Source organism: Streptomyces sp. NPDC055099, assembly GCF_053607685.1.
The window spans coordinates 632,679-656,705 of sequence record NZ_JBSGUA010000002.1 but is presented as its reverse complement, the minus strand read 5'-3'; the positions used below and the strand labels follow the sequence as shown (position 1 = coordinate 656,705).

Here is a 24,027-nt window from a genome sequence, read left to right as displayed (position 1 = left end):
CGCCAACACCATGCCGCCCATACCCAAGGGCTCCGGACCCACTTGGGGCTGTTTCCGATTGGGAGCGCTCCCATGATTTTCCGGAATCCAACGGTCTGCGTCCCCGGGTCCGGATCCACCGCCGCCCGGGGCCGTCGCACCTCGTACTTCCTCAGCGCGCCGCACACACACGCTCAGACCGAAGGGCGTGCGGTCCGTCCCCGTCAGGAAGAGGTTTCCCGTGTTCAGATACAGACGTGCGCTCCTCGCGCTGCTGCTCGCCTTCCCGCTCGCGCTGGCAGCCCCCGGGCTTGCTCACGCCGACAGTCCGGTGGCGATGACCAGCGGTTTCTACGTCGACCCCAACTCCACCCCGGCGACGTGGGCCGCCGCCCATCCCGGTGACGGCCGCGCCGCCGCGATCAGGGACAACATCGCGGCCAAGCCGATGGCCCGCTGGTTCGGTAACTGGAGCGGCACCATCGGCACGGCCACGGGCGCGTTCGTCGGCGCTGCCGATGCCGTGGACAAGCTGCCGGTCCTGGTCGCCTACAACATCCCCAACCGCGACATCTGCGGTGGGCACTCGGGCGGCGGCGCGGGCTCGGCGGCCGCATACAACATGTGGATCGCCGCCTTCGCCAGCGGCATCGGCAACCGTCCGGCCGTCGTCATCCTGGAGCCGGACGCCCTTGGGGACACGAGCTGCATGACCGCCGCGCAGATCGCCGAGCGCAACACGCTGCTCAACAACGCCATCGACCAGTTCCGTCAGAAGGCCCCCAACACCTGGGTCTACCTGGACGCCGGAAACCCGGCTTGGCTCCCGGCCGCCACGATGGCGCGGCACCTCGCCGACGCGGGAGTGAGCAAGGCCCACGGCTTCTCGCTGAACGTTTCGAACTACCACACCACCGGCGAGAACACCGCGTACGGCAACGCGATCAACGCGAAGCTGAGCGCGTCCTACGGCTACACCAAGCCGTACGCCATCGACACCAGCCGCAACGGAAACGGCTCCAACGGCGCGTGGTGCAACCCGGCAGGCCGCAAGCTCGGCACCCCGTCCCAACTCGGTGGCGGAGCCGAAATGCTGCTGTGGATCAAGACGCCCGGTGAATCCGACGGCAACTGCGGTGTGGGCGCCGGATCGGTGGCAGGTCAGTTCCTTCCCGAGGTCGCCTACAAGATGATCTACGGCTACTGACGTCCTCGTCCGGGCCTCCATCCCTCGAACTCCCGTGACCTGGCCTTTCTCTTCCCCGCCGCCAGGCCACGGGCTCCATGGCACCGCCGCCGGGGCCGGATGCCTTCTCACCGGTCAACCGGTCCTGGCGGCGTGCCCGTCGAGCGCGTTCCCCGTCCCTCCCGACCAGGAGCACACATGAGATCCGGTATCCGGCTCACCAGACGCATGGCCCTGCTCGCCTCGGCTGCCTTGATGACCTGCGCGGCGGTCCCAGCCGCCCAGGCGCAGGAGGCACCCGCGGAACAGGCCGAACAGGCCGAACAGGCCGAACAGAAGGTCATCACCCCGGCCACGCGCTTCTACGTCGACCCGCACAGCAAGGCGGCCGAGCAGGCGAGGACCGACTTCCGCAAGGGCGATCGGGCCAACGCCCTCAACATGGCCAAGCTGGCCCGCCAGCCCCAGGCCGAGTGGTTCACCGAAGGCACACCCGCCCAGGTCAGAAGAGAGGTGCGCAAGCTCGTCCACGCCTCCGCGGTCACCCGGCGTGTGCCGGTCCTCGTCGCGTACAACGTCCCCGGTCGCGACTGCAGCCTCTACTCCGGCGGTGGAGCCGCCTCATCGGCCGCGTACCGGCAGTGGATCGACGCCTTCGCCGACGGCATCGGCCATCGCAAGGCCGCCGTCATCCTGGAGCCCGACGGTCTCGCGGCCCTTCCCAAGGACTGCGCCGGGGACATCGACCCCACCGGCGAACTCACCGCCCACCGCATGGCCGACCTCGCCTACGCAGTTCGCACCCTGAAGAGCAAGCCGAACGCAGCCGTGTATCTCGACGCGGGCAACAGCCAATGGAAGTCGGTCGGTGACATCACGCAGCGGCTTCTGGACGCCGGCCTCGAGCAGAGCGACGGCTTTGCCCTCAATGTGTCCAACTACCAGCCCACCGACCAGACCTCGCGCTACGGGACATGGATAGCGAAGTGCGCGTGGTACGCCACAAAGGGGCCGCAGTCGGCTCGTGGCCACGCCGACTGGTGTGCCAGTCAGTATTACTCGCCCGCCGCGCCCAACGACGGAGCCCCAGGCAACTCCGTTTCCCCCACTGATCCATCGACCTGGCACTGGACCGATGCCTGGTTCGACCAGAACACGGGCGGCGCGTCCACCGGTGAGCTGCCGCGCTTCGTGGTGGACACCAGCCGGAACGGCCTTGGGGCCTGGTCGCCGCCCCCGGGCAAGTACTCCGGCGATCCGGAGACTTGGTGTAACCCGCCGGGCCGTGGCATGGGCCCGCGCCCCACTGCCGACACCAAAGTCCCGCTCGTCGACGCCTACCTGTATGTGAAGACGATCGGCGAATCCGACGGCAGCTGCACACGCAACACGGGCGGGACCATCGACCCCGAGTACGGCATCGTCGACCCGGCCGCGGGCGTCTGGTGGCCCGAACAGGCCCACACCCTCGCCCGCAACGCCGTACCCGATCTGAAATTCCCCCGGTAACTTCCGGGCAACCGCCACCGAGGCCGGCGTCCGGGGCGCCCCGGATGCGCCCCGGCGCCCGTCAAGTCCGTCGAAGGCGAGAAGTGCTCGGCCTTGCGTGCCGTCGGCGGTGGAGGTGCCCAGCACCTCCACCGCCTAGCTGTGCAAACCCGTCAGGTGCGGGTCCAGCGCTGGTTGCCGCCGTTCGAGCAGGAGTAGAGCTGGATCAGCGTGCCGTTGGCGGTGCCGCTTGCGGCGGCGTCGAGACAGAGGCCGGACTGGACGCCGACGATGGATCCGTCGGAATTGAGGCGCCATTTCTGGTTGTCGCCACCCCAGCAGCTGTAGATCTGGACTTTGGTGCCGTTGCCGGTTCCGGCGGCGTCCAGGCACTTGTTGCCGTAGACCCTGAGCTCTCCGGCGGCACTGTACGTCCACTGCTGGTTGGTGCTGTTGTGGCAGTCCCACAGCTGGAGCTGGGTGCCGTCGGTGGTGCCGGCGCCGGGCACGTCCAGGCAGCGGCCTGAAGCGACGCCCTTGATCTGTCCGGCATCCCCAGGAGGCGTGGGAGAGGTGGAGTTGAGCGCGTTGAGGACGGCGGTGTAGGCGGGCTTCTTGCTGCCGTCGCCGTTGAACAGCAGCGGTGTGTGCTCCGGCCGCCACGAGTCGGTGTCGCGCACCCCCCAGACGGTGATGCCGAGGCAGCGCGAGACGGCCAGGCAGTCCTTGGTCACGGCGGCGTACGTCGTGGCCGGGGCGCCCTGGATGTCGAGTTCCGTGATGGCCACGTCGACGCCGAGGGCCGCGAAGTTCTGCAAGGTGGTACGGAAGTTGCTGTTGTAGGGGCTGCCGCTGTTGAAGTGCGACTGGAAGCCGACGCAGTCGATCGGCACACCGCGTTGCTTGAAGTCTTTGACCATGGCGTACATGGCCTGGGTTTTGGCCCAGTTCCAGTTCTCGACGTTGTAGTCGTTGTAGCAGAGCTTGGCGGCCGGGTCGGCGGCGCGCGCGGTGCGGAAGGCGACCTCGATCCAGTCGTTGCCGGTGCGCTGCAGGTTGGAGTCGCGCCGGGCGCCCGAACTACCGTCGGCAAAGGCCTCGTTCACGACGTCCCATTGAGCGATCTTGCCCTTGTAGTGGCCCATCACGCCGTTGATGTGGCCGATCATGGCCTGGCGCAGGGTGCTGCCGCTGAGGCTCTGCATCCAGCCGGGCTGCTGGGAGTGCCAGGCCAGGGTGTGGCCGCGCACCTGCTTGCCGTTCTGCACGGCCCAGTTGTAGACGCGGTCAGCGGCGGTGAAGTTGAACTGGCCCCGCTGGGGCTCGGTGGCGTCGATCTTCATCTCGTTCTCGGCCGTCACCGAGTTGAACTCGCGGCCCGCGATCGTCGTGTACGTCGCGTCGCCCAGCCGGCCCGAGGCGATGGCGGTGCCGAAGTAGCGGCCGCTCTGCGCCGCCGCGGCGCCGAGCGTGCTCTCGGCCGCACTCTCGGCGGCGTGCGCGGCCGGCGACGTGACCGGTGCCGCGACCGCACCGAAGACGCCAACGATCAGCGCTGTCAGCAGACCGCCGAACCTCCGACGGACGGCGGGTGGAGAGATGGCATGCGAAGCCATGTCTGTGCCTCCAGGGTAGAAATCACGGATGGACTGAAGAGCAGCGAAATGCGTCGTCCGCTCCCATTCGGCGGTCGAACGGACGGACGGCCGGGCCGGCCGGAAGGATGGATGAGGTGCAGGATGCCCGTCGAGCGTGAAGGAAGTGGGGGAGGGGCCGCTCCCGCTGTGCGTCCCCTGGACTCCGAAGCTGCTGCCTTTGTACGAGGAGAAGTCGGCCCCTTGGAGGGGCTGCCCGGAGGGGGCGTCCGAGCCGCGGGGCGAGGCGTCTGGGGTGGCGTGACGAAGGGGTGGGGGGCATGAGCGGCTCCTGGGGCGAGGCTGGTCGGGAGCGGGATGGGGTTTGGGGGAGCAGGCCCGTCCGCCAGGGCAGTCGGCGGCAGTCGCCGCCGGTCCATGACCTGATAGGCGTGGTGCAGTTGGCGCGTATTGACGGTCTCTGGGGTGTTCTCGGTGCTCACGGGGCGCCGTGAGTCGGCGTCAGTTTGGGAGCGCTCCCAGTCGAAATATCGAACAACGGTCGGCGCGTCGAAGATTCGAGGCGGACAGTAGTGAGGTGCAGAGCAGCCGTCAACAGATGCGTGCGCATACGGGAGTTGAGGATGGGTCGGTCGGTAACCGATGCCGCCTGGTCAACAGCTCTTCTCTGGCGCACACCTGGGCTGGCGAACTGAGCCGCAAACTTACGAAACTCTTCCGGTCGGCTCGGTGGACTGGTCAAGCCCAAAGAAGGCGCCGTTTACGGACAGATCGGCGACAGGTCTTGACCCGGCAGCCCCACGTTCCTAGCTTGTGGCGTCAAAGAATCCGAGAAGTTTCCGAAAAGTTTTCGGGATTGAATCGCCGTTCCTCACCCCTGGAGGAGTCCCTTGGCCAACACCCCCTGGACGCGCAGTGGTTCCGCCGATGTGACCTCCCGGCCGGGGCCGTCCCAACCGGCCGCCGACCGGGACAGCTGATGGCCTGGGACCTCTCTCGTCACGGCCACGGCGAAGGGCTCCGGCTGAGCGTCCAGAGCGCCAACTCTTCGGCAGGTGTAGCCGCCTTCCCACCCGCCCCGTCCCTGGCCCCCGAAGCAAAAGCTCCGCGCGGTCCATCGGGGCCACCTCACCCCCACCCTCACCCCCCCCACCCCCGTCCCCGCCCAAGGAGTTCTTCTGATGTGGTTACGCCATCCGTCCCTGGTCCACCTGAGACGCTTGCTCGCCGTCCTTGCGCCGCTGCTGCTCGTGGCGACCTTTCTCGGCGCCCCGCCCGCCGCCGCGGCGACCATCGACACCAACGCCTGGTACGTGCTGGTCAACCGCAACAGCGGGAAAGCCCTGGACGTCCACAACCTGGCGACCAATGACGGCGCCCGCATCACCCAGTGGGCCAGGAACGACCAGAACCAACAGCAGTGGCAGTTCGTCGACTCCGGCGGCGGCAACTACCGCATCAAATCCCGCCATTCCGGCAAGGTGCTGGACGTCCACAACCGGTCTACCGCCAACGGCGGCTCGATCGTTCAGTGGGCCGATCAGAACAGCACCAACCAGCAGTGGCGGCTGGCCGACAGCTCGGACGGCTACGTGAGGTTCATATCGCGCCACAGCGACAAGGCCCTCGAAGTTCAGGGCGGCTCCACCGCCGACAACGCGAACATCGTCCAGTACGACGACTGGGGCGGAACCAACCAGCAGTGGCAGCTCGTCAAGGTCGGCGGCGGCAACCCCAGCCCCTGCGAGCTTCCGTCCACCTACCGCTGGAACTCGACGGGCGCACTGGCGCAGCCCAAACCGGGGTGGGTCTCGCTCAAGGACTTCACCGTCGCCCCCTACAACGGCAAGCAACTCGTCTATGCGACGACGCACGACACGGGGACGAGGTGGGGTTCGATGAACTTCAGCCCGTTCACCAACTGGTCGGAGATGGGCGGGGCCAGCCAGAACACGATGTCGACGTCCACCGTCGCGCCCACACTCTTCTACTTCGCGCCGAAGAACATCTGGGTGCTTGCCTACCAGTGGGGTGGGACCGCCTTCTCCTACCGGACGTCGAGCGATCCCACCAATCCGAATGGCTGGTCATCCGAGCAGGTGCTCTTCTCCGGAAGCATCTCCGGCTCCGGAACCGGTCCCATCGACCAGACACTCATCGCCGACGGGTCGAACATGTACCTGTTCTTCGCCGGTGACAACGGCAAGATCTACCGGGCCAGTATGCCGATCGGGAACTTCCCGGGCAGCTTCGGCTCCAACTCGACCGTGGTCATGAGCGATATGACGAACAACCTGTTCGAGGCCCCGCAGGTCTACAAGCTCCAGGGCCAGAACCGCTATCTCATGATCGTCGAGGCGATCGGTTCACAGGGCCGCTACTTCCGCTCGTTCACGGCCACCAGTCTGAACGGCACATGGACACCCCAGGCCGCGACCGAGAGCAATCCCTTCGCCGGCAAGGCCAACAGTGGCGCCACCTGGACCAACGACATCAGCCATGGCGAACTGCTCCGCACCAACGCCGATCAGACCATGACCGTCGATCCCTGCAATCTGCAGATGCTCTACCAGGGCCGCAGCCCCAACTCCGGTGGCGACTACGGTCTCCTGCCCTACCGTCCGGGTCTGCTGACACTGCAGCGCTGACGGCCTGACGCGGGCCCGGCTCCGCCACAGAGCCGCCGATGCGGGCTCGGCGGACGCCCGGGCCCGCCCGGGTCCCGAGCACCGGGACGGCTTCGGCGGCGAGAGTGCGGAAGGAAGGGCGCCTGACCGGGAAACCCCCCTGGTCAGGCTCCCTCCTTCTGCGGCTAGAAGAAGCCCAGCTTCTTCGGCGAGTACGACACCAGAAGGTTCTTCGTCTGCTGGTAGTGCTCCAGCATCATCTTGTGCGTCTCGCGTCCGATGCCGGACTGCTTGTAGCCGCCGAACGCGGCATGCGCGGGGTACGCGTGATAGCAGTTCGTCCAGACGCGGCCCGCCTGGATCGCGCGGCCCGCGCGGTAGGCGGTGTTCATGTCGCGCGTCCACACTCCGGCACCCAGGCCGTACAGCGTGTCGTTGGCGGTCTTGATGGCGTCGTCGAAGTCGCTGAACGACGCAACCGACACGACCGGGCCGAAGATCTCCTCCTGGAAGATCCGCATGCGGTTGTCGCCCTCGAAGATCGTCGGCTGGACGTAGTAGCCGCCTGCCAACTCGCCGTCGTACGTGACGCGCTGACCGCCCGTCAGGACTTTGGCCCCCTCCTGCTGGCCGATGTCCAGGTAGGACAGGATCTTCTCCAGCTGGTCGTTGGAGGCCTGGGCCCCGATCATCGTGTCGGTGTCCAGGGGGTGACCCGGCACGATCTGCTCGGTGCGGGCGACCGCCGCTTCCATGAACTCGCTGTAGTGACCGCGCTGCACGAGAGCGCGCGACGGACAGGTACACACCTCGCCGTTGTTGAGGGCGAACATCGTGAAGCCCTCGAGCGCCTTGTCGCGGAAGTCGTCGTTGGCGGCCCACACGTCGTCGAAGAAGATGTTCGGTGACTTCCCGCCCAGCTCCAGCGTCACCGGCTTGATGTTCTCCGAGGCGTACTGCATGATCAACCGCCCCGTCGTGGTCTCACCGGTGAAGGCGACCTTCGCGACACGCGGGCTGGAGGCGAGGGGCTTGCCCGCCTCGACGCCGAAGCCGTTGACGATGTTCACGACACCCGGCGGCAGCAGATCGGCGACCAGGCTCATCCAGTAGTGGATCGAGGCGGGGGTCTGCTCCGCGGGCTTGAGGACGACCGCGTTGCCCGCCGCCAGAGCGGGCGCGAGCTTCCATGTCGCCATCAGAATGGGGAAGTTCCACGGGATGATCTGCGCGACGACGCCGAGCGGCTCATGGAAGTGATACGCGACGGTGTCGTCGTCCATCTCGCTCAGCGACCCCTCCTGCGCGCGGATGACCCCCGCGAAGTAGCGGAAGTGGTCGATGGCCAGCGGAATGTCGGCAGTCAGCGTCTCGCGCACCGGTTTGCCGTTCTCCCAGCTCTCGGCCACCGCGAGCTGTTCGAGGTTCGCCTCCATGCGGTCGGCGATCTTCCGCAGTACGTCCGCGCGCTCGGTCACGGAGGTACGGCCCCACGCGGGCGCGGCGGCGTGCGCCGCGTCCAGGGCTCGCTCCACGTCCTCGGCCGTGCCGCGGGCGATCTCGGTGAAGGGCTGTCCGTTGACCGGGCTCGGGTTCTCGAAGTACTGGCCACGGGCCGGCGGGACGTACTCGCCGCCGATGAAATGGTCGTAGCGGGACTCGTAGGAGACAACTGCGCCGTCGGTGCCGGGCGCTGCGTAACGGGTCATCTTGGTGGCCTCCCGGGGAAGGCTGCCCGCCGTTGGGCAGCTCTCGCCCGGAGGCTAGGAGCACGGACGTTGCAGGTACGTTGCGGGAGGCCGGCGTGCGGGAGGCCGGCGTGGTGCTCGGTGGGCGCCATGCCTCGCTATCGGGCCTCGATCAACTCCGCGTCCAACTCCTTCAACCGGGCCAGTACCGGCGGCGTCGACCGTACCTGCGCCAGCGCTCGCCACACCGCCAGGTCGCCCTCGCCCCACGGCGTGTGCACCCAGTCCGCCAAGAGATCCGGGTCGCGGCGCGCGATGAGCGCGGCCCGCAGCTGACTGGCGAGCCTGCGCCGCAACCGGGCCACGGCGGGTGCCTGCGAGGCGGGCAGGAGCGGACCCGCGTACTCGGCGGCGGCCGCCGTGACCGCCCCCGAACCGAGCCGTCGCTCGACGGCGTCGACATCCGACTCGACCGGCACCGAGAGCCGGTAAGGACGTGACCTCAGCAAATCCGGCCCCAGAAGTCGGCGCAGCCGCGCCAACTCGGCCCGCAGCGTCACCGGCGTCACCGACTCGTCCTCGTACAGCGAGCACAGCAGCTCGTCACCGGTGAGCCCCTCCGGATGGCGCGCCAGCAGGACCATGATCTCGCTGTGCCTGCGGCTCAGCCGCACCTTGCGGCCGCCGGTCAGCAACAACGCCTCGTCACGCCCGAGCGCGGTGAGACGCACGGAGTCCCTGCTCTCCACCGGCGGTGCCAGCAGAGCCAGTTGTGACTCCGCGGCCCGAGCGACTGCCTGTACGAAGGCGAGGCTGTGCGGATGTGCGAGCCCGTCGCCCCCGGTGATGTCCACCGCTCCGAGCAGCCGCCCGGTCCGCGGATCGTGCACCGGGGCGGCCGCGCACGTCCATGGCTGGACACGCCGGATGAAGTGCTCGGCCGCGAAGACCTGCACCGGCCGGTCCACTGCCACCGCTGTCCCCGGGGCGTTGGTCCCCATCGCGGACTCCGCCCACCGTGCGCCCGGGACGAAGTTCATCCGCCCCGCCTTCTGCCGGGTCGCGGAATGTCCCTCGACCCAGAGCAGCCTGCCGTGCGCGTCGCACACCGCGAGCAGATGTTCGCCGTCCATAGCGAACGTGCCCATCAGCTCACGGAACAGCGGCATCACCCCGGCCAGCGGATGCTCGGCGCGATATGAACCGAGGTCCCCGTCGGTGAGCTCCACCGCCGCGCCGGTGTCCTCCGGGCTGACCCTGGCCCTGGCCGAGCGCCGCCAGGACTCGGCCACCACGGAACGCACCGGTCGCGTGAGCGTCCCCGCCTCGGTGAACGTCTCGTGCGCGCGCCGCAGCATCCGTACCCGCTCGGCCGGATCGGCGCCGGCTTCCAGGGCCACCCATGGTTCGGACAACTCTGCCTCCCGGGACGGCGATGGATGCAGCCATCGTCGCCCCGCGAGCCTGCCCCGACAAGCGCCGCGGCAACCGCCCCGACAGGCGCATCGACAAGCGCATCGACACCTGCCGGGGCGCGAGCCCGGCAGCGGTCAGGCAGAGTTGACCAGACGGATGTAGCGCGTCCAGTCCCAGTGCGGGCCTGGGTCGGTGTGGTCCGATCCGGGCACTTCCACGTGCCCGATGATGTGCTCGCGGTCCTTGGGGATGTCGTACTTCTCGCAGATGGCCGCGGTCAGCAGTGCGGACTGCTCGTACATCGCGTCGGTGAAGTACTCCGGCTGATCCACCCATCCTTCGTGCTCGATGCCGATGCTCTTGGTGTTGTAGTCCCAGTTGCCCGCGTGCCAGCCGACGTTGCGCTCGCGGACGCACTGGGCGATGTGCCCGTCCTTGGAACGCACCACATAGTGGGCCGACACCTTCTTCGCCGAGTTCTGGAAGATGGCGAGTGTGTCGGCGTACGTCTCCTGGGTGACGTGAACGACCACGTAGTCGACGGGGTAGGTGCTGGGGCGGTTGGCGGCCGTGTAGTTGGAACTGCTGGCCGGAACCCACTCGGCGAGGGGATAGTCGACCGCCCGCGGCCGGGCGGTGGCGCGGGTGGCGGGGAGGAGCGCGGCGGGAACGGCCGCCAGGGCCGCGCCCTGCAACAGCCCGCGCCTGCTGGGGAAGCGTCTTGCTCGATCCATGGCTGGCCTGCCTCTCGGTGGGGGGAACAGCTGGACTTCTCAGTGGGGCAGCAGCGCCGCCGTCTCTCGCAGCCGCGCGTGGAGCCCTCGATGAGTCTCGCGCGCGGGCAGCCACTCCTTGCGGAGCTTCGCCACGCACGTGTAGTTGGTGTCGCAGACATTGGCGAGCGGTGACTCGACTGTCTGGGTCGCGAATTGATAGGCGTCGAGCTCGCTGAAGCCGTAGTCGCGCACCAACCACTGCACCAGGTCGAGTTGGGATATTCGGAAGGCGTCCTCCAGCGGGCGTGCCGAGCCGGTGGAGATGATGTGGGTGTCGGATTCCAGGCGTGGCCAGGGCGTGGCGATCCCCTTCAGGAGTTCGACGATCACGACTGTGTTCATCGCACACTCGACGGCGACTCCGCAGGTTTCTCCCTCGCCCTGCCGGGCGTGTCCGTCGCCCAGGCTCAGGAGCGCGCCCTCCACGTTCACCCCGACGTAGCAGGTGACCCCGGCTCGCATCTCGGGGGTGTCCATGTTGCCGCCGTGCGCGTCGGGCACGAGGGCCGAGCGCACCTCCAGATTGGCCGGTGCGACGCCGACCGTGCCGTGCATCGGATCCATCGGCAGCGCTATCTCGAAGTCGCTGTCCCGCGCGCTGAACTGTGCGGTGCGCCGGCTCCGGTCGAGCTGCCATATCCATACGGTCTCGGGCAGCGGAGGCTGGAGTGACGCGGTGGTGTGGGTGGAGGTGAGCGCTCCGAAAAGGGGGACGGTGGTGGACGCCGCCCAGTCGCGGGCCGGTTCGATGGACACGAAATGCACGGCGACGGTGTCGCCCGGTTCCGCTCCCTCGACATGGAAGGGACCGGTCTGCGGGTTCAGGAACGGGAACTGGCAGACCTCGGAGACCAGATCCTTCTCCGAGCGCACCTTCCCCGCGAAGCAGTCCTCCGTGTAGAGATCGAGCACCGTACCCGGAGCGATCCGCGCCACGGGTGGGGCACCGCCGAATGTCCACGCGTACTCGCCGGGTTCCGGCCGCACGGTCAGGATGCGAGGCTCGTTCATGGCTGGACCGCACTCCTCTGTCGCTCCGTGGGGGACTCGTGGGCCTGGTGCGGCCCGACGGCCCCGCGACACAGCCCGCGACGGCTTGCTCCCGACACCTGAATCCCCCGATCCGCGTGAACACGAAACCGCCGCCCAGGCGATGGTGTCCCACGTCAATTACGTTACGGCGCAGGTCGGTTGAGGCGGAAGGGCCGGATCTGAATCTGTGTACGGCACCGTGATTGTGGATAACTCGGTCACTCTTGAGGGTGCCGAGACAGGCGGGCCGATCTCAGCCCCAAGCAGCCGCACCCTCCGCGGCCTGGTCCTCCGCGCGGGTGCGGGCGGACTCCGCCTGAGCCGTGTCGCCCAGCCGGTCCGCCAGCCGGGCGCGGGCGCGCCAGTTGTAGGGGCAGATGGGTCGCAGGTTGATGCGTTCGCTGAGCAAGGTGCGCGCCAGGTCGTGTCGGCCGGAACGGATGGCCGCTTCCACGAGCGTCCGCTGGATGGCGTCGCGCTGCGCGTGGCTGCCGCCGAAGGAATGGAGGTGGTGGCGGATCGGGGCGAGCAATTCGACGACGCGCGCATACCGGTGCTGCCCGTAGGCGATGAGAGCGCGGCACACCGGGAGGCCGATCTCGCGGGTCATGGCGTGGTTCGACACCACGGGGTCGGTCCGTTCGAGCCAGTGCTCGCGCTCCTTCACCAGCCGCTCGGCGTCGGAGAGCCGCCCTGCCCCCACATACGCCATCACCGCGTGGACGTCGTTGAAGGCGTAGTAGGCACCGTCCTTGCGCCCGGCCCACGCCTGGGCGAGCGTCGCCCAACGGGATTCGACGTCGATGCCGACCAGAAGCAGCCGCCACAACAGCGCCGAAGCGTCCAGGAGTTCCATGGCGATGGCCTGCGACGCCTCGTTGTGGAGGGTGTTGTCGTAGACGCCGAGGACACGATCGATGCTGCCCGCCTCCAGGGCGTACAGGGCGTAGTGCCAGGCGTTGTGGACCGAGAGGTAGTTCCCGTCGGCCCAGTCCTCGGTACGGGCGTCCAGGTAGCGGATACCCTGGGCGAACATTCCGCGCATCTCATAGGTGTGCACGACCGCATGGATGCCCCACACATCTAGTGGGTGACGTTCCACCGCTTGAAGCCCGATCTCCTCGGCCTGTCCGTAGTGCCCGGCCTCTTCGAGCCCGAACGCATACATCCCTTGCAGCGGGCCGAAGTGCGGATCGTCGCTGTCCCACGCGGAAAGCGCGCCACCGATCCGGTCGCGCAGCCGGTGCGCGTCTCCGGTGAAGAAGTCGATCTGGTGACCGACGGCCAGGGCGAGCGCGTCGCGAGGAAACTCGGTGCTGATCTCACCGAGGATCTCCCCGGCTCGCACCATGTTCCCGCCCAGCCACGACTCGGCAGCCGCCGCGTGCATCGTCTCGCGCGGCGAGAGTCCGGAGGGATCGACCGCGGCGCGGAAGGCACTGAAGGAACGCCGGGCATCGGCCGCGTCCTTCTCCTCGGTGCCGAGAAGCCCGAGATAGGCGCCGAAGACGTGCGCCATCGCCGAATCCGGAGAGGCCACCACCATCGCCTGCGCCTCGTCGGCGACTTCGGCACGGAAGAACAGCAGCGCGTCGAGCGCTCGCTGGTAGTGGCGCGCGGCTTCGTCACTGGTGCCACTCAGGACGTGGGCATGCCGGTCCGTCTCCATCGCTGTCCCCTCGTCTGCCGACCCCGTCCGGTCCATCCGGTTTCGACTCACTCTGATCCGTCAGTCCAGTTTCGGGGTTCTGCCCACGGGATACGAGGACGACGCTCGGTTCACCGGAACGACACAGGGCCGTGCCGCTTGACGACGGTCCGGCCTGAGTCCCCGTCACAGCGTCCGCGTACGCATGTTCCGGCCGACCGACCAAGCGACCGCAGCGGCCAGCAAAGCGACCCCAGGGATCAGCATCAGCGCCGTGCGGCCCCCATCCTCCGCTGCGATGAGTGCGAACACCGCCGCGCCCGCCGCGCCGCCGACCATGTCGAAGGTGCTCAGCCAGGACATCGTCTCGGTGATGCTCCCTTCTGGCGCGAGGTCGCCGCCGGTCGTGCGCAGCGCCGCGAACGTGCAGCCGATCACCAGCCCTGCCAAGGGGCAGACCAGGAGCACGGCAAGAGGCGACACCCCGGTGGTGAGCGCCAGCCCGCCCGTCCCGGCCGCGAAGACGCAGAGCAATACGGAGACCTTGGAGCCGTGCGCCAGGAGCTTCGGCACGGCGCCCAGCACGAGGCTGCCCAGCACGCTGCCGACGGAAAGGGCCCCGAGGTACAGGCCGGTGAACCCTGCCGCGTGGTGCTTCCGTGCGTAGATCGGCAGCACCACGTCCACCGCGGTCACCGCCATGACGAAGAGGGCGTCAGCGGCCAGCAGGCGCCGCAGAGGAGCGGATGTCAGGGGGCCGAGCCGGCGTCCGGGCCGGGCGGGGCCTGGCGACGGGCCCGGCGTGTTGGTCAGGAGGCCGATGGAAGCGGCCGTCAGCAGCACCACGACCACGAACGGCGCCACCGGCGAGATCGACAGGCTCAGCCAACTGGCGAGCACAGGTCCGGTGACCAGTGCGGCGCCCATCATCGACGAGTCGAGAGCCATCGCCGTGGCCAGCAGAGCGCCCTCCGGTGGACCGCCAGGTGAACTGCCCCGGGAGCCGCGCGTGGAGCGATGCCAGGCCGGGCGCATCATGACGGCGACGGGGGGCGCGCTCGCCCCCAATGCCGCGGCGAGCGCGAGGATCGCGGCGACGGACCCGCCGGCACGCACCACCACGAGCAGCAGGAGAACGGCCGTCAGGTGAGCGGCCAGAAGACCCAGCAGGACCGGGCGCGGTGCATGGCGGTCGATGAGCCGGCCGCGCGGGGGAGCAGTGGACCCCTGGCCGACTGCCAAGGCGCTCACCGCGAGCCCCGCGGCCCCGTAGGAGTGGTCTCGGCCGACCAGGAGCAGCAGGCTCAGGCCGACCATGCTCGGCGGGAGTTTCGACGTCAGGCCGATCACGGCGAGCCGCCAGGAGCCGGGTACGTCCATCAGATCCCGGTAGCCGGCGAGGAAACGCCGGGGTGTTGCGTCGGCTGCCTCGTGTGGGTCGGTGCGGATCGAGCCCGTCCGGCCCACTACCGGGGGAGTCGGGCACGCAGGGCCCGGATGGTCCAGTCGAGTACGGGCGCCAGGCTTTCGGGCGCGGGCCATCCGTTGATGACCGCGAGCAGCAGCAGGTAGCGATCCCGCCGGGGGTCGTCCATGGTCAGCAGGCGGGACACCAGGCGTCGGCGGAGGGCGGTGTCGTCGGGGAGGCCGAGGATGTGGGCGTAGTGCCCGGCGAGCGCCGTGACGATCGGTTCTGCCTCGGGCGAGGCCGGATCGGTGCCTGCCGCCAGGGCCGGCACGACCTGCGAGCGAGCGGCCTCGGCGAGGATGCGCGGCAGACCGGTGAGGTTGTCCGGGGCCCGGTCGGTCGCCAGATCTCTGGCCATGCCCTGCATCGTGGAACGGAAGCCGGGATCCTGGAACAGCTCGGCCAGCTCCACCCAGGCCTCGACCTGCTCGGCATCGGGGTTGTCGGGCAGCTCGGGCGTGAGGGAGCGGGCGACCGCCGCGAAGGCGGGGTGGTCGTCCAGACCGTCGAAGACGGTGCCCAGGAAGTCGTCGATCAGGCGATTGCGTTCTTCCTCGGAGAGCTTGGCCAGCTTGTGCATGAGATCCAACTCCTCAGGGGTTGAGCCGCGCTTGGCCACCGCTCTCAGGACCGCGCGCCGCAGGCGCAGCACTTTGATCTGCACCTCCAGCGCGTCCGCGTGCGCCGCTGCCACCTCGGGGAGCGAGACCTCCCGGTCGACGACCTTCCTGATGGTGGGCAGGTCGAGGCCCAGCTCGCGCAGGGTGCGTACGAGATCGAGGCGGGCGACGGCGTCGGTGCCGTACAGGCGGTAGCCGGCCGGGCTGCGGTCGGCGGGCGGCACGATCCCGGCGTCGGAGTAGAACCGGACGGTCTTGACCGACAGCCCGGTCCGCCGTGCCAGATCACCGATCGAGTGGAGCGTGTCGCCGTTCATGGCCCCACCTTCATGTCTCCCCCTACTGGAGACTCAAGTCCCGCCATCCTCGGGGGCCGGGCCCAGTACTTACTGCGCACGCGTGGCCTCCAAGGCGTCGAGCAGATGACGCGTCGCGAGGGACAGCGGCCCCGGCCGCACGGCAAGGCCGACGGCTGAGCGCGCGCCGAGCAGCGGCCCGAAGGCGATACGCCGGGCCGGGGGAAGAGCGCCCACGAGGTCGAAGACGGTCCAGGAGGGCGCGCCGCTCGCCGAGTCCGCGGCGATCGCCGCCAGAGTCTCCTGCAAGGTGGTGAACGGCGGGCCGAACGGCACGTCGATGCCCGCACGCCTCATCAGCCCCGTCACCAGATCGTGAAACGCCGGGTTGTGGTCCCGTGGCGCCAACCGCAGCGGCAGGCCCGCGAGATCGGCGGGCTCGAAGCGGGGCAAGGCCGCCAGCGGATGCGTGGCGGGCAGTGCGACGATCAGCGGATCGTCCCAGACCGGCGTCACCGAAAGCCCCGGCAGCGGACCGTCGCCTCGGACGAGCGCGGCATCCACCTCCCCGCTCCGTAGCGCCTCGATACGCCGCTCACGAGCCTCCTGAAGCAGCCGGACCCGCAGCCCCGGGACGCGTTCCGCCAACAGATCGAGGGCCGGATGCACGCGACCCGCGAACGCTCGGGCAGTGCCGAGACGCAACACGCCTTCTCCGCCGGAGACGATCTCGTCGGCCACATGGCTCACGCGGGCTGCGGCGGCGAGCGCGACCCTCGCCTCCGGCAGCAATCGCTCCCCGGCCGCTGTGAGCCCCACGCGGCGGGTGGTCCTGTCGAACAGGCGCAGGCCCAACTCGCGCTCCAGACGCCCGACCTGCTGGCTCACCGAGGCCTGTACGACGTGCAGCCGCACGGCCGCCCGGCCAAAACCGCCCTCGTCCGCGACCGCCACGAAGTACTCCAGCTGCCGAAGCTCCATGCGTCCGCGCTCCTCCCGCATCCGGTCCACGCGAGCACATTCATCGGCTCAAGTGATCACTGCCTTCATGAACAGCTTCTTGGACGCGCCGTGTTCCCGCGGTGGACTGGTGCCTCACGAGCAGGCACAGCGCCCGAAGGAGTACGACATGTCCCACGACCCGCACGCCCTGATCGTCCACGCGCGAGACGCGGAGGAAGTGGCCCTGCCCGGCGGGGGCCGGTTCCGGTTGCTGGAGGACAGCCGTGCGACCGGCGGACTACTGGGGGCCAATCGGCTCGCCCTGCCCGCCGGCGCCGACGGGACCCGCCCGCATCACCACCGTTTGTCCACCGAGCTCTTCCATGTGCTCGACGGCACCATGGAGTTTCTGATCGACGGCGTGCTCACCGCGGTCGGCAAGGGTGGTCTCATCGTGGTGCCACCCGGCACGGTGCACGCCTTCGGAGCGACGGCCGAAGGCCCGGCGGAGTTCTTTGCCGTTCTCACCCCAGGGATCGAACGGTTTGAGTATTTCCGGCAGTTGGGTCGCATCGCGAGAGGCGAGGCGGCCTGGGACAGCATGGACGAGCTGCACGACAAGTACGACGTCCACTTCGTAGGGGGAGCGAAGTGGCGCTGACAGGGAGGCGGCCCGCAACAAACGAGATCTACGTAGAGGGGGGTTAGCGGACGGGCGCCCCTACGGTGTCACCCCCGCCGGGTCATCCAGGACCGCACGTACCACCGAGTGCGCCGCCCCCAGCAACGGACCGTCGGAGCCAAGCCCGGAAACCGTGACAGCGCAGGCCGTGCCCGCCGTACGGCGCCCCAACTCACCCTCCAAGGAGGGCAGCAGCCACGGCGCGAGCCGGGACAGGGCACCGCCGAGCACCACCGAACGCGGATCCAGCAGATTCACCGCACCGGTGAGCGCGATGCCCAGTGCGGCCCCCGCACCTCGCAGCGCCTTTCGTACGTTCTCGTCACCCTGCGCGGCGCGCTCCGCCAGCAGGCCGACGCGGTCCGTGCCCGGATCAAGACCCGCCGCACGCCACACCGCTTCCTCGCCCGCGTACTGCTCCAGGCAGCCGCGCCCGCCGCACGGGCACGGCGGGCCGTCCGGCCAGACCGGCACGTGTCCCAACTCACCCGCGAAGCCGCGCGTCCCGCGCAGCAGTCCCCCGTCGACGACCAACGCGGCTCCGATGCCGATCTCCGCCGACACGTGCAGGAAGTCCTGGGGCGCCTCGTCGCCGAGCCACAGCTCGGCCAGCGCTCCGAAGTTGGCCTCGTTGTCCACCGTCAGCGGCAGCCCGCCCGGCAGTAGGGCGCCGAGGTCGACGTCGTGCCAGTCGAGGTTGGGGGCGCGCACCGCCACCCCTGTGCCGCGGGCGACCAGGCCAGGGACGGCGAGGGCCAGTCCCGCAGGGCGCAGCCCTGCCTCACCCGCCTCCTCGGTCACCTGCCGTACCAGCGCGACGAGTTCGTTGATGACGGGTTGCGGGGCGCGTCCCCGATTGTCTCCCTGTCGCACGGCACGCGCGCGTACCTCTCCGCGCAGGTCGACCGCGCACACGGCGAGGTGGTCGACGCCCACCTCGGCGCCGATGCCGGCGGGGCCGCTTCGGCTCACCGCGAGCGCGGAGCCGGGGCGCCCCACCTTCCCGGGGCGCTCGGGGCCCAGCTCGTCCAGGAGCCCGGAGCGGATCAACTCGTCCACCAGGGTGGAGACGGCGGCCCGCGTCAGACCGATCCGGGTGGCCACGGCGGCACGGGACAGCGGCCCGTGCGCCGCGACGGCGTGCAGGACGCGCGAGAGGTTGCGGCGGCGCATCCCCTGCTGGGTGTCGGGCAGCGGAGTTCCGGACGTGCCCCGGCGCGCGTCGTGTGGTGGTGCGGTCATGCCCCCGTCAGTCCCTGTTCTTCCGTCCTCATGGCCGTGCGTCCTGGTGGCCCCCGGCGCCGAGCAGCGGCGCCGCGTCGGAGACTACCCCGGCGATCCGCGCGAGCGCCGATTCGTCCCGCTCCACGGGCGGCAGCACGGGCCCCTCGGCCGTGCCCCATCGGCGGGCGACGGCCGCCGGGTCCTCGCCCGTGAGGAGGCCCGCTGCCTGGGCGGCGGCACCGAGCGCGACCAGCTCCTTGGCCTCGGGCACCTGAACGGCCCGTCCGGACAGTCGCCGCACGGTGTCCTGCCAGGCCCTGCCCCGCGCCCCGCCGCCGATGAGCAGCAACGGAGCCGAGCGGTCCGCGGCCGCGTCCAGGACCAGATCGAGGGCGCCGAGCAGCGAGTGCACGGCCCCGTCGTAGGCGGCCTGCAGCAGCTGTCCCGGAGTCGTGTCGTGGCGAAGGCCGTGCAGCAGCCCCGAGGCGTGCGGCAGGTCGGGGGTGCGCTCGCCGTCGAGATAGGGCAGCAGGGTGACGGCGCCGCCGGGCTCCACCGCCTCACGGTCGAGGCTCAGCAGCGCGGCCACCCGGTCCACGGCCAGGGTGCAGTTGAGGGTGCAGGCCAGCGGCAGCCAGTCGCCGCGCGCGTCGGCGAAGCCGGCCACCGTGCCGGTCGGATCCACCTGGCGGCGCGTGGAGACCGCGTACACGGTGCCCGAGGTCCCCAGGCTCAGCACCGGGGTGCCGGGGCGCAGGCCGAGCCCGAGCGCCGCCGCCGCGTTGTCGCCGGTCCCGGGGGCGACCAGCGTGCCCTTGGAGAAGGGAAGTTCGCCGCTCCCGCGCACGGTGCCCGCGACCTCGCCGGGCCGGACCACGCGCGGCAGCAGCTGGGGATCAAGGCCCACGAGCCCCAGGATCTCCTCGTCGTACGCCTCCGTCGCCGATGCCCACCACCCCGTACCGGAGACGTCGCCGCGGTCGGTCGTGCCGCTCCCCGTGAGGCGTTCGGTGAGGTAGTCGTGGGGGAGCCGCACGGCTGCGGTGGCGCGGGCGGCCTCGGGTTCGTGCTCGGCGAGCCAGGCCCACTTGGTCACCGTGAAGGAGGGCCCCGGCACGCTGCCCACGCGCTCGGCCCACGTCTTGGGGCCGCCCAGGCGGTCGACCAGAGTGCGGGCCTGCGCCGCCGAGCGCACGTCGTTCCACAGCAGTGCCGGCCGTACCGGCCTGGACCGTGCGTCCAGCGTGACGAGTCCGTGCTGCTGGCCGCCGACCGACACCGCGGCGGCTTCGCGTGCCGCGGCGCCGCACTGGTCGAGGGCCGCGCACAGGGCGTTCCACCAGTCCTCGGGGTCGCTCTCGCGGGCGGCGCCGGAGCTGACGCTGTGCGGTGCCTGACCGCTTGCCACCACCCTGCCCGTGGCGGCGTCGACGACCAGGACCTTGGTGGACTGCGTGGAGCTGTCCACGCCGACGACGAGGGGTCCGTCGGCTGCTGGCGCTGATGACATCGGGGGTCTCCGTTCCCGCGGCTCTTTCCGGGTGCGCCCGGACTTCTTTCCGTCCGACCTTCCCAGGGATGCCTTCGGATACTAATTTGTTAAGTGCCATGACGAAATAGTCGCGGCAGCCGCACATGAGCGGGCGCGCAGCCGTGCCCGAATCGGCCTCACCGCCGTGCACCAGTCATCAAGGGAGCCGCACATGACGTACCAGCCCACTCCTGAGGACAAGTTCACCTTCGGCCTGTGGACCGTCGGCTGGCAGGGGAGGGACCCGTTCGGCGACGCGACGAGGGCGGCCATCGACCCGGCCGACTCCGTGCGGCAACTGGCCGAACTGGGCGCCTACGGAGTGACCTTCCACGACGACGACCTGATCCCCTTCGGAGCGTCGGACACCGAGCGCGAGTCGCACATCAAGCGCTTCCAGCAGGCGCTCGACGCGACCGGCCTCGTGGTGCCGATGGCGACCACGAACCTGTTCACGCACCCCGTCTTCAAGGACGGGGGCTTCACCGCCAACGACCGCGACGTACGCCGCTTCGCGCTGCGCAAGACCATCCGCAACATCGACCTCGCGGTGGAACTGGGCGCCCACACCTACGTCGCGTGGGGCGGCCGGGAAGGCGCGGAATCCGGTGGGGCGAAGGACGTGCGCGTCGCTCTCGACCGCATGAAGGAGGCCTTCGACCTGCTCGGCGACTATGTGACGGAGCAGGGGTACGACCTGCGCTTCGCGATCGAGCCCAAGCCGAACGAGCCGCGCGGCGACATCCTGCTGCCCACCGTCGGGCACGCCCTCGCCTTCATCGAGCGCCTGGAGCGTTCCGAACTGTTCGGCGTCAACCCCGAAGTGGGCCACGAGCAGATGGCGGGCCTCAACTTCCCGCACTCCATCGCCCAGGCATTGTGGGCGGGCAAGCTCTTCCACATCGACCTCAACGGCCAGACCGGCATCAAGTACGACCAGGACCTGCGCTTCGGGGCGGGCGACGTGCGCAGCGCCTTCTGGCTGGTCGACCTCCTGGAGAGGGGCGGTTACGAAGGGCCGCGGCACTTCGACTTCAAGCCGCCGCGCACGGAGGACTACAGCGGCGTGTGGGCGTCGGCTGCGGGCTGCATGCGCAACTACCTGATCCTTCGTGAGCGTGCGGCCGCGTTCCGCGCCGACCCGGAGGTCCAGGATGCCTTGCGGGCGTCCCGCCTGGACGAGCTGTCCCTGCCGACCGCCGAGGACGGTCTGGCCGGGCTGCTCGCCGACCGTGGTGCTTTCGAGGACTTCGACGTGACGGCGGCGGCAGACCGTGGCATGGCCTTCGAGTACCTCGACCAGCTGGCCATGGATCACCTGCTGGGGGCGCGGGGCTGAGCGGAGGCTCCAGCTCCGTTCTCACTCGGCAGGTATCAACTCGCGCGCAGGGGTCGCGTCTTGACCCTTTCGAGGCGACTCTTGACGGTATGGCCATGCCGCCCGTACCGCCGCCGCCTCCCCCTCCGCCGGGTGACCCGCCCCCTCCGGGAGATGGGGGCTTCGGACCGCCCGGGGGAGGGTACGGGCCGCCGCCGGGTGCCGGATTCGGCCCGCCCCCGGACGGCGGAGGGTGGCCTCCCGCGGGCGGCGGCGGTGTGCCTCCTGGAGGGGACGGGTGGCCGCCGGCTCCGCCGCCGGGCGGGCCGTCCGGCCGAAGGGGCGGGATGCTCATCCTGCTCGTGGTGATCGTCGCGATCGGAGCCGTCGTGGCGGTGGTCCTGATGGTCACCGGCGGTGACGGCTCGAGCGACAAGAAGGGCCCCTCCGAGAGCAGCGAGAGCTCGGGCGGCAAGCCCAAGCCATCACTGAGCATCCCGTCACAGATCCCCTCGGAGCTGCCGTCGGGAGTGCCGACAGAGGTGCCGACGGAGGCCCCGTCGAACCTGCCGAGCGGCCTGCCGTCGGAGTTGCCCAGCGAACTGCCGAGCGGCCTGGACTCCCTGGTGCCCTCACGCGCGGATCACGAAGTGCCCTACTACTTCCTGAAGGTGAGCGTCATCGAACCGGCGTCCTGAGCAATGCGTCGCACATGAGGCCGGAGCCTCAGATGCCCTTCGGCAGCCGCACGTACGTCACCGTGGTCTCCACACCGCTGTCCACGAGCCGGCCCTCCTCGTCGAACGCCTGCGCCCCGTCCGTCATCCCGAAGTCGTTGTCATTGATCAGGGCGAGCGTGTGGCCGTTCACGCGGGCCACACCTTCGATCTTGTCGGGTACGCCGTCGACGCGGCCCAGGTCGACCAGCAGACGCTTCTTCAGGACGGGCACTCCGGAGGCCGCCGGATCATCGAGCTGCTCCAGGGAGGGCTTCGTGGTGTCGTCGTCCCACCGCTCGCGGAGGATGTCGGACTCGCGGTCGAGCGTCACCGTGTGCAGTCGCGCGGCCTTGTCGGTGCGCTCCTCCACCATGAGCCGGTCACGGCCGACGGCCACCACGGAGGAGATCTTCAGCTCGGACGTGTCGTCCTCGCCCGGGTCGACGACACCCACCGCGTCGAAGCGGTAGGCGTACTCCGCGGTGACCGCCTGCTTCTTCGGCGAGAAGCGCAGCAGCCGCGTCGTCCGCGACGCGTCGCCCGCGTCCTCGTCCGGCAGGGACAGGGGGCTCTGGACCGCCATCACCAGGTCACCGCCCGGGAGTTGCGCGAGCCCCTCGAAGCCACGGTTGCCCTTGCGGTGCAGCAAAATGCCCGGAAGCGCCTCGGCGACCGGGTAATCGGCGCCCGACAACTTGAGACCCTCGGGGACATAGCGCTTGAGCACCTTCCCGCGCGCGGAGACGTGGACCAGCGAAGGGCCGTACTCGTCGACCAGCCAGAAGCTGCCGTCGTGCGCCCGCACGATCCCCTCGGTGTCGAGGCCGTTCGGGTCGTAGGTCAGTGCCGTCTTCGCGTCGTAGGTGTACGGCGCCTCATCGCGGCCCTCCTGGTTGGGCAGGCCGGTGACGGGCTTCCCGGAGGAGGTCGTCAGCGGGAGCGCGTCGATGACCTTCACGGTGTCACCGGAGACGCGGATCTTCACGATCGCCGGATCGAAGCCGGGCACTGGGAAAGTGCGACGCTTCTTGCCGTCCACCTTGATCTGTCCGTTGGGCCCGCGATCGGTGACCGTCCAGAACTCGCCCTTGCGGCCCGCCGGATAGATGTCGCTGCCTATGCCGCCGAGCTTCACACCGCGGTCGTCGCTGACCGTGCCGGGCATCAGGGAGTTGCTGAACGTCTTCAGGGGAACCTCCCCGAGAGTCGCCGTCGAGGTGGTCCGAGGCGCCTTCTCCTTGCCGCCGGTCTGGGCGCCCGTTGCCGTCCCGGTCACCGCGATCGCGGCGAGCACGGCTATCGGCACACCCGCGGCGACGGAACGGTGGACGCGACGCTTTCGGGCGGAGTGCGGGGACATGGGTGCCTCCTGGGGCGCAAGTGTTCGGTGACAGCGATCAGACTTCGCCGTCGCCGCGAACACAGGGAGGCAGAGAGGTGAACGTGAGGGGGCACACTGACGGCGCCTCCCGCGAGGGGCGGGAAGCGCCGTCGTCCTGCACGGGCCGGTCAGCGGCAGTTGGGCACCTGGCCCTGGTCGCCCCCCTTCGCCTGGATCGCGCTGACGTGTTCCGGCACTCCGGGGCCCTGCGGAACGGGGGAGTCCAGTCGCGGTCAGCACCCCCTGAACCGATGTGATTCACCGTCGCGGATGTCATGCCCGCGCTCAATCGCTGGCCAGGGGGAGTGCTCGCGCCGGTGTTCCCGGCGCGCACGCGAGCGGCGTGAATACGCCGGTGGACGCCGCGGTTCATGACGTGGTGGACCGGCGTGCACGCTCGGGTCCGGTGCG

Annotated in this window: 18 protein-coding genes; 6 read left to right on the top strand and 12 right to left on the bottom strand. The window is 69.7% G+C overall.

Translation table 11 applies throughout. From position 1 onward, the window contains the following. Positions 1-220: 220 nt before the first annotated feature. Positions 221-1,186, top strand: coding sequence for a glycoside hydrolase family 6 protein (locus tag ACWFRU_RS07365; protein ID WP_453685136.1), 966 nt, complete (start codon positions 221-223; stop codon positions 1,184-1,186). 177 nt (positions 1,187-1,363) lie between these two features. Next, on the top strand, positions 1,364-2,674 hold the full coding sequence (locus tag ACWFRU_RS07360; protein WP_453685135.1) for a glycoside hydrolase family 6 protein: 1,311 nt from the start codon (positions 1,364-1,366) through the stop codon (positions 2,672-2,674). Positions 2,675-2,826: 152 nt separating this feature from the next. Here ACWFRU_RS07360 and ACWFRU_RS07355 read toward each other — a convergent pair whose 3' ends face one another. Then, the gene (locus tag ACWFRU_RS07355) at positions 2,827-4,269 is read right to left on the bottom strand and encodes an endo-1,4-beta-xylanase (protein WP_453685134.1); all 1,443 of its coding nucleotides are present in this window, start codon (positions 4,267-4,269) and stop codon (positions 2,827-2,829) included. A gap of 1,160 nt (positions 4,270-5,429) precedes the next feature. On the opposite strand from ACWFRU_RS07355, the gene ACWFRU_RS07350 reads away from it, so the two are divergent. Then, positions 5,430-6,896, top strand: a complete 1,467-nt coding sequence (locus ACWFRU_RS07350; protein WP_453685133.1) for a non-reducing end alpha-L-arabinofuranosidase family hydrolase — start codon at positions 5,430-5,432, stop codon at positions 6,894-6,896. Between the two features lie 164 nt (positions 6,897-7,060). On the opposite strand, the gene exaC is transcribed toward ACWFRU_RS07350, so the two are convergent. From exaC to ACWFRU_RS07310, 8 genes are all read right to left on the bottom strand, one after another. Next, positions 7,061-8,584 (bottom strand): acetaldehyde dehydrogenase ExaC, encoded by a 1,524-nt coding sequence (exaC, locus tag ACWFRU_RS07345; protein WP_453685132.1) that lies wholly within the window; start codon positions 8,582-8,584, stop codon positions 7,061-7,063. 137 nt (positions 8,585-8,721) lie between these two features. Beyond that, positions 8,722-9,978 (bottom strand): GAF domain-containing protein, encoded by a 1,257-nt coding sequence (locus tag ACWFRU_RS07340; protein WP_453685131.1) that lies wholly within the window; start codon positions 9,976-9,978, stop codon positions 8,722-8,724. A 135-nt stretch (positions 9,979-10,113) separates the two neighbouring features. After that, positions 10,114-10,713, bottom strand: a complete 600-nt coding sequence (locus ACWFRU_RS07335) for an N-acetylmuramoyl-L-alanine amidase (RefSeq protein WP_453685130.1) — start codon at positions 10,711-10,713, stop codon at positions 10,114-10,116. Between the two features lie 39 nt (positions 10,714-10,752). After that, positions 10,753-11,766 (bottom strand): acetamidase/formamidase family protein, encoded by a 1,014-nt coding sequence (locus ACWFRU_RS07330; protein ID WP_453685129.1) that lies wholly within the window; start codon positions 11,764-11,766, stop codon positions 10,753-10,755. Between the two features lie 274 nt (positions 11,767-12,040). After that, entirely contained in the window at positions 12,041-13,456 is a 1,416-nt protein-coding gene (locus ACWFRU_RS07325; protein WP_453685128.1) for a tetratricopeptide repeat protein, read from the bottom strand. A gap of 165 nt (positions 13,457-13,621) precedes the next feature. After that, the gene (locus tag ACWFRU_RS07320) at positions 13,622-14,815 is read right to left on the bottom strand and encodes an MFS transporter (protein WP_453685127.1); all 1,194 of its coding nucleotides are present in this window, start codon (positions 14,813-14,815) and stop codon (positions 13,622-13,624) included. An 86-nt stretch (positions 14,816-14,901) separates the two neighbouring features. Next, positions 14,902-15,840, bottom strand: coding sequence for a MerR family transcriptional regulator (locus ACWFRU_RS07315; RefSeq protein WP_453685126.1), 939 nt, complete (start codon positions 15,838-15,840; stop codon positions 14,902-14,904). 69 nt (positions 15,841-15,909) lie between these two features. Continuing rightward, a complete protein-coding gene (locus ACWFRU_RS07310; RefSeq protein ID WP_453685125.1) occupies positions 15,910-16,800 on the bottom strand; it encodes a LysR substrate-binding domain-containing protein in 891 nt (296 codons plus the stop codon). A gap of 148 nt (positions 16,801-16,948) precedes the next feature. Here ACWFRU_RS07310 and ACWFRU_RS07305 point away from each other — a divergent pair, with 148 nt between their 5' ends. Continuing rightward, positions 16,949-17,422, top strand: a complete 474-nt coding sequence (locus ACWFRU_RS07305; RefSeq protein WP_453685124.1) for a cupin domain-containing protein — start codon at positions 16,949-16,951, stop codon at positions 17,420-17,422. Between the two features lie 60 nt (positions 17,423-17,482). On the opposite strand, the gene ACWFRU_RS07300 is transcribed toward ACWFRU_RS07305, so the two are convergent. Together ACWFRU_RS07300 and xylB are read right to left on the bottom strand one after the other, a co-directional pair. After that, a complete protein-coding gene (locus ACWFRU_RS07300) occupies positions 17,483-18,685 on the bottom strand; it encodes an ROK family protein (protein WP_453685123.1) in 1,203 nt (400 codons plus the stop codon). A 28-nt stretch (positions 18,686-18,713) separates the two neighbouring features. Beyond that, positions 18,714-20,177: a xylulokinase gene (gene xylB / locus ACWFRU_RS07295; protein WP_453685122.1), complete on the bottom strand. Its 1,464-nt coding sequence runs from the start codon at positions 20,175-20,177 to the stop codon at positions 18,714-18,716. 193 nt (positions 20,178-20,370) lie between these two features. Between xylB and xylA the strand changes: the two genes are divergently transcribed. Next, positions 20,371-21,537, top strand: a complete 1,167-nt coding sequence (gene xylA, locus ACWFRU_RS07290; RefSeq protein WP_453685121.1) for a xylose isomerase — start codon at positions 20,371-20,373, stop codon at positions 21,535-21,537. Positions 21,538-21,863: 326 nt separating this feature from the next. Continuing rightward, entirely contained in the window at positions 21,864-22,214 is a 351-nt protein-coding gene (locus ACWFRU_RS07285; protein ID WP_453685120.1) for a hypothetical protein, read from the top strand. 28 nt (positions 22,215-22,242) lie between these two features. On the opposite strand, the gene ACWFRU_RS07280 is transcribed toward ACWFRU_RS07285, so the two are convergent. Further along, positions 22,243-23,595 carry an esterase-like activity of phytase family protein gene (locus tag ACWFRU_RS07280; RefSeq protein ID WP_453685119.1) on the bottom strand — a complete coding sequence of 451 codons (1,353 nt, stop codon included), beginning with the start codon at positions 23,593-23,595 and terminating at the stop codon, positions 22,243-22,245. Positions 23,596-24,027 lie beyond the last annotated feature (432 nt).

Bases quoted from the DNA above. Each gene is read 5' to 3' on its own strand.
- ACWFRU_RS07325 (WP_453685128.1), bottom strand. From the start codon at position 13,456: ATGGAGACGGACCGGCATGCCCACGTCCTGAGTGGCACCAGTGACGAA.
- ACWFRU_RS07350 (WP_453685133.1), top strand. From the start codon at position 5,430: ATGTGGTTACGCCATCCGTCCCTGGTCCACCTGAGACGCTTGCTCGCC.
- ACWFRU_RS07320 (WP_453685127.1), bottom strand. From the start codon at position 14,815: ATGGACGTACCCGGCTCCTGGCGGCTCGCCGTGATCGGCCTGACGTCG.
- ACWFRU_RS07315 (WP_453685126.1), bottom strand. From the start codon at position 15,840: ATGAACGGCGACACGCTCCACTCGATCGGTGATCTGGCACGGCGGACC.
- ACWFRU_RS07300 (WP_453685123.1), bottom strand. From the start codon at position 18,685: ATGACCGCACCACCACACGACGCGCGCCGGGGCACGTCCGGAACTCCG.
- ACWFRU_RS07310 (WP_453685125.1), bottom strand. From the start codon at position 16,800: ATGGAGCTTCGGCAGCTGGAGTACTTCGTGGCGGTCGCGGACGAGGGC.
- exaC (WP_453685132.1), bottom strand. From the start codon at position 8,584: ATGACCCGTTACGCAGCGCCCGGCACCGACGGCGCAGTTGTCTCCTAC.
- xylA (WP_453685121.1), top strand. From the start codon at position 20,371: ATGACGTACCAGCCCACTCCTGAGGACAAGTTCACCTTCGGCCTGTGG.
- xylB (WP_453685122.1), bottom strand. From the start codon at position 20,177: ATGTCATCAGCGCCAGCAGCCGACGGACCCCTCGTCGTCGGCGTGGAC.
- ACWFRU_RS07285 (WP_453685120.1), top strand. From the start codon at position 21,864: ATGCTCATCCTGCTCGTGGTGATCGTCGCGATCGGAGCCGTCGTGGCG.
- ACWFRU_RS07335 (WP_453685130.1), bottom strand. From the start codon at position 10,713: ATGGATCGAGCAAGACGCTTCCCCAGCAGGCGCGGGCTGTTGCAGGGC.
- ACWFRU_RS07360 (WP_453685135.1), top strand. From the start codon at position 1,364: ATGAGATCCGGTATCCGGCTCACCAGACGCATGGCCCTGCTCGCCTCG.
- ACWFRU_RS07305 (WP_453685124.1), top strand. From the start codon at position 16,949: ATGTCCCACGACCCGCACGCCCTGATCGTCCACGCGCGAGACGCGGAG.
- ACWFRU_RS07280 (WP_453685119.1), bottom strand. From the start codon at position 23,595: ATGTCCCCGCACTCCGCCCGAAAGCGTCGCGTCCACCGTTCCGTCGCC.
- ACWFRU_RS07330 (WP_453685129.1), bottom strand. From the start codon at position 11,766: ATGAACGAGCCTCGCATCCTGACCGTGCGGCCGGAACCCGGCGAGTAC.
- ACWFRU_RS07355 (WP_453685134.1), bottom strand. From the start codon at position 4,269: ATGGCTTCGCATGCCATCTCTCCACCCGCCGTCCGTCGGAGGTTCGGC.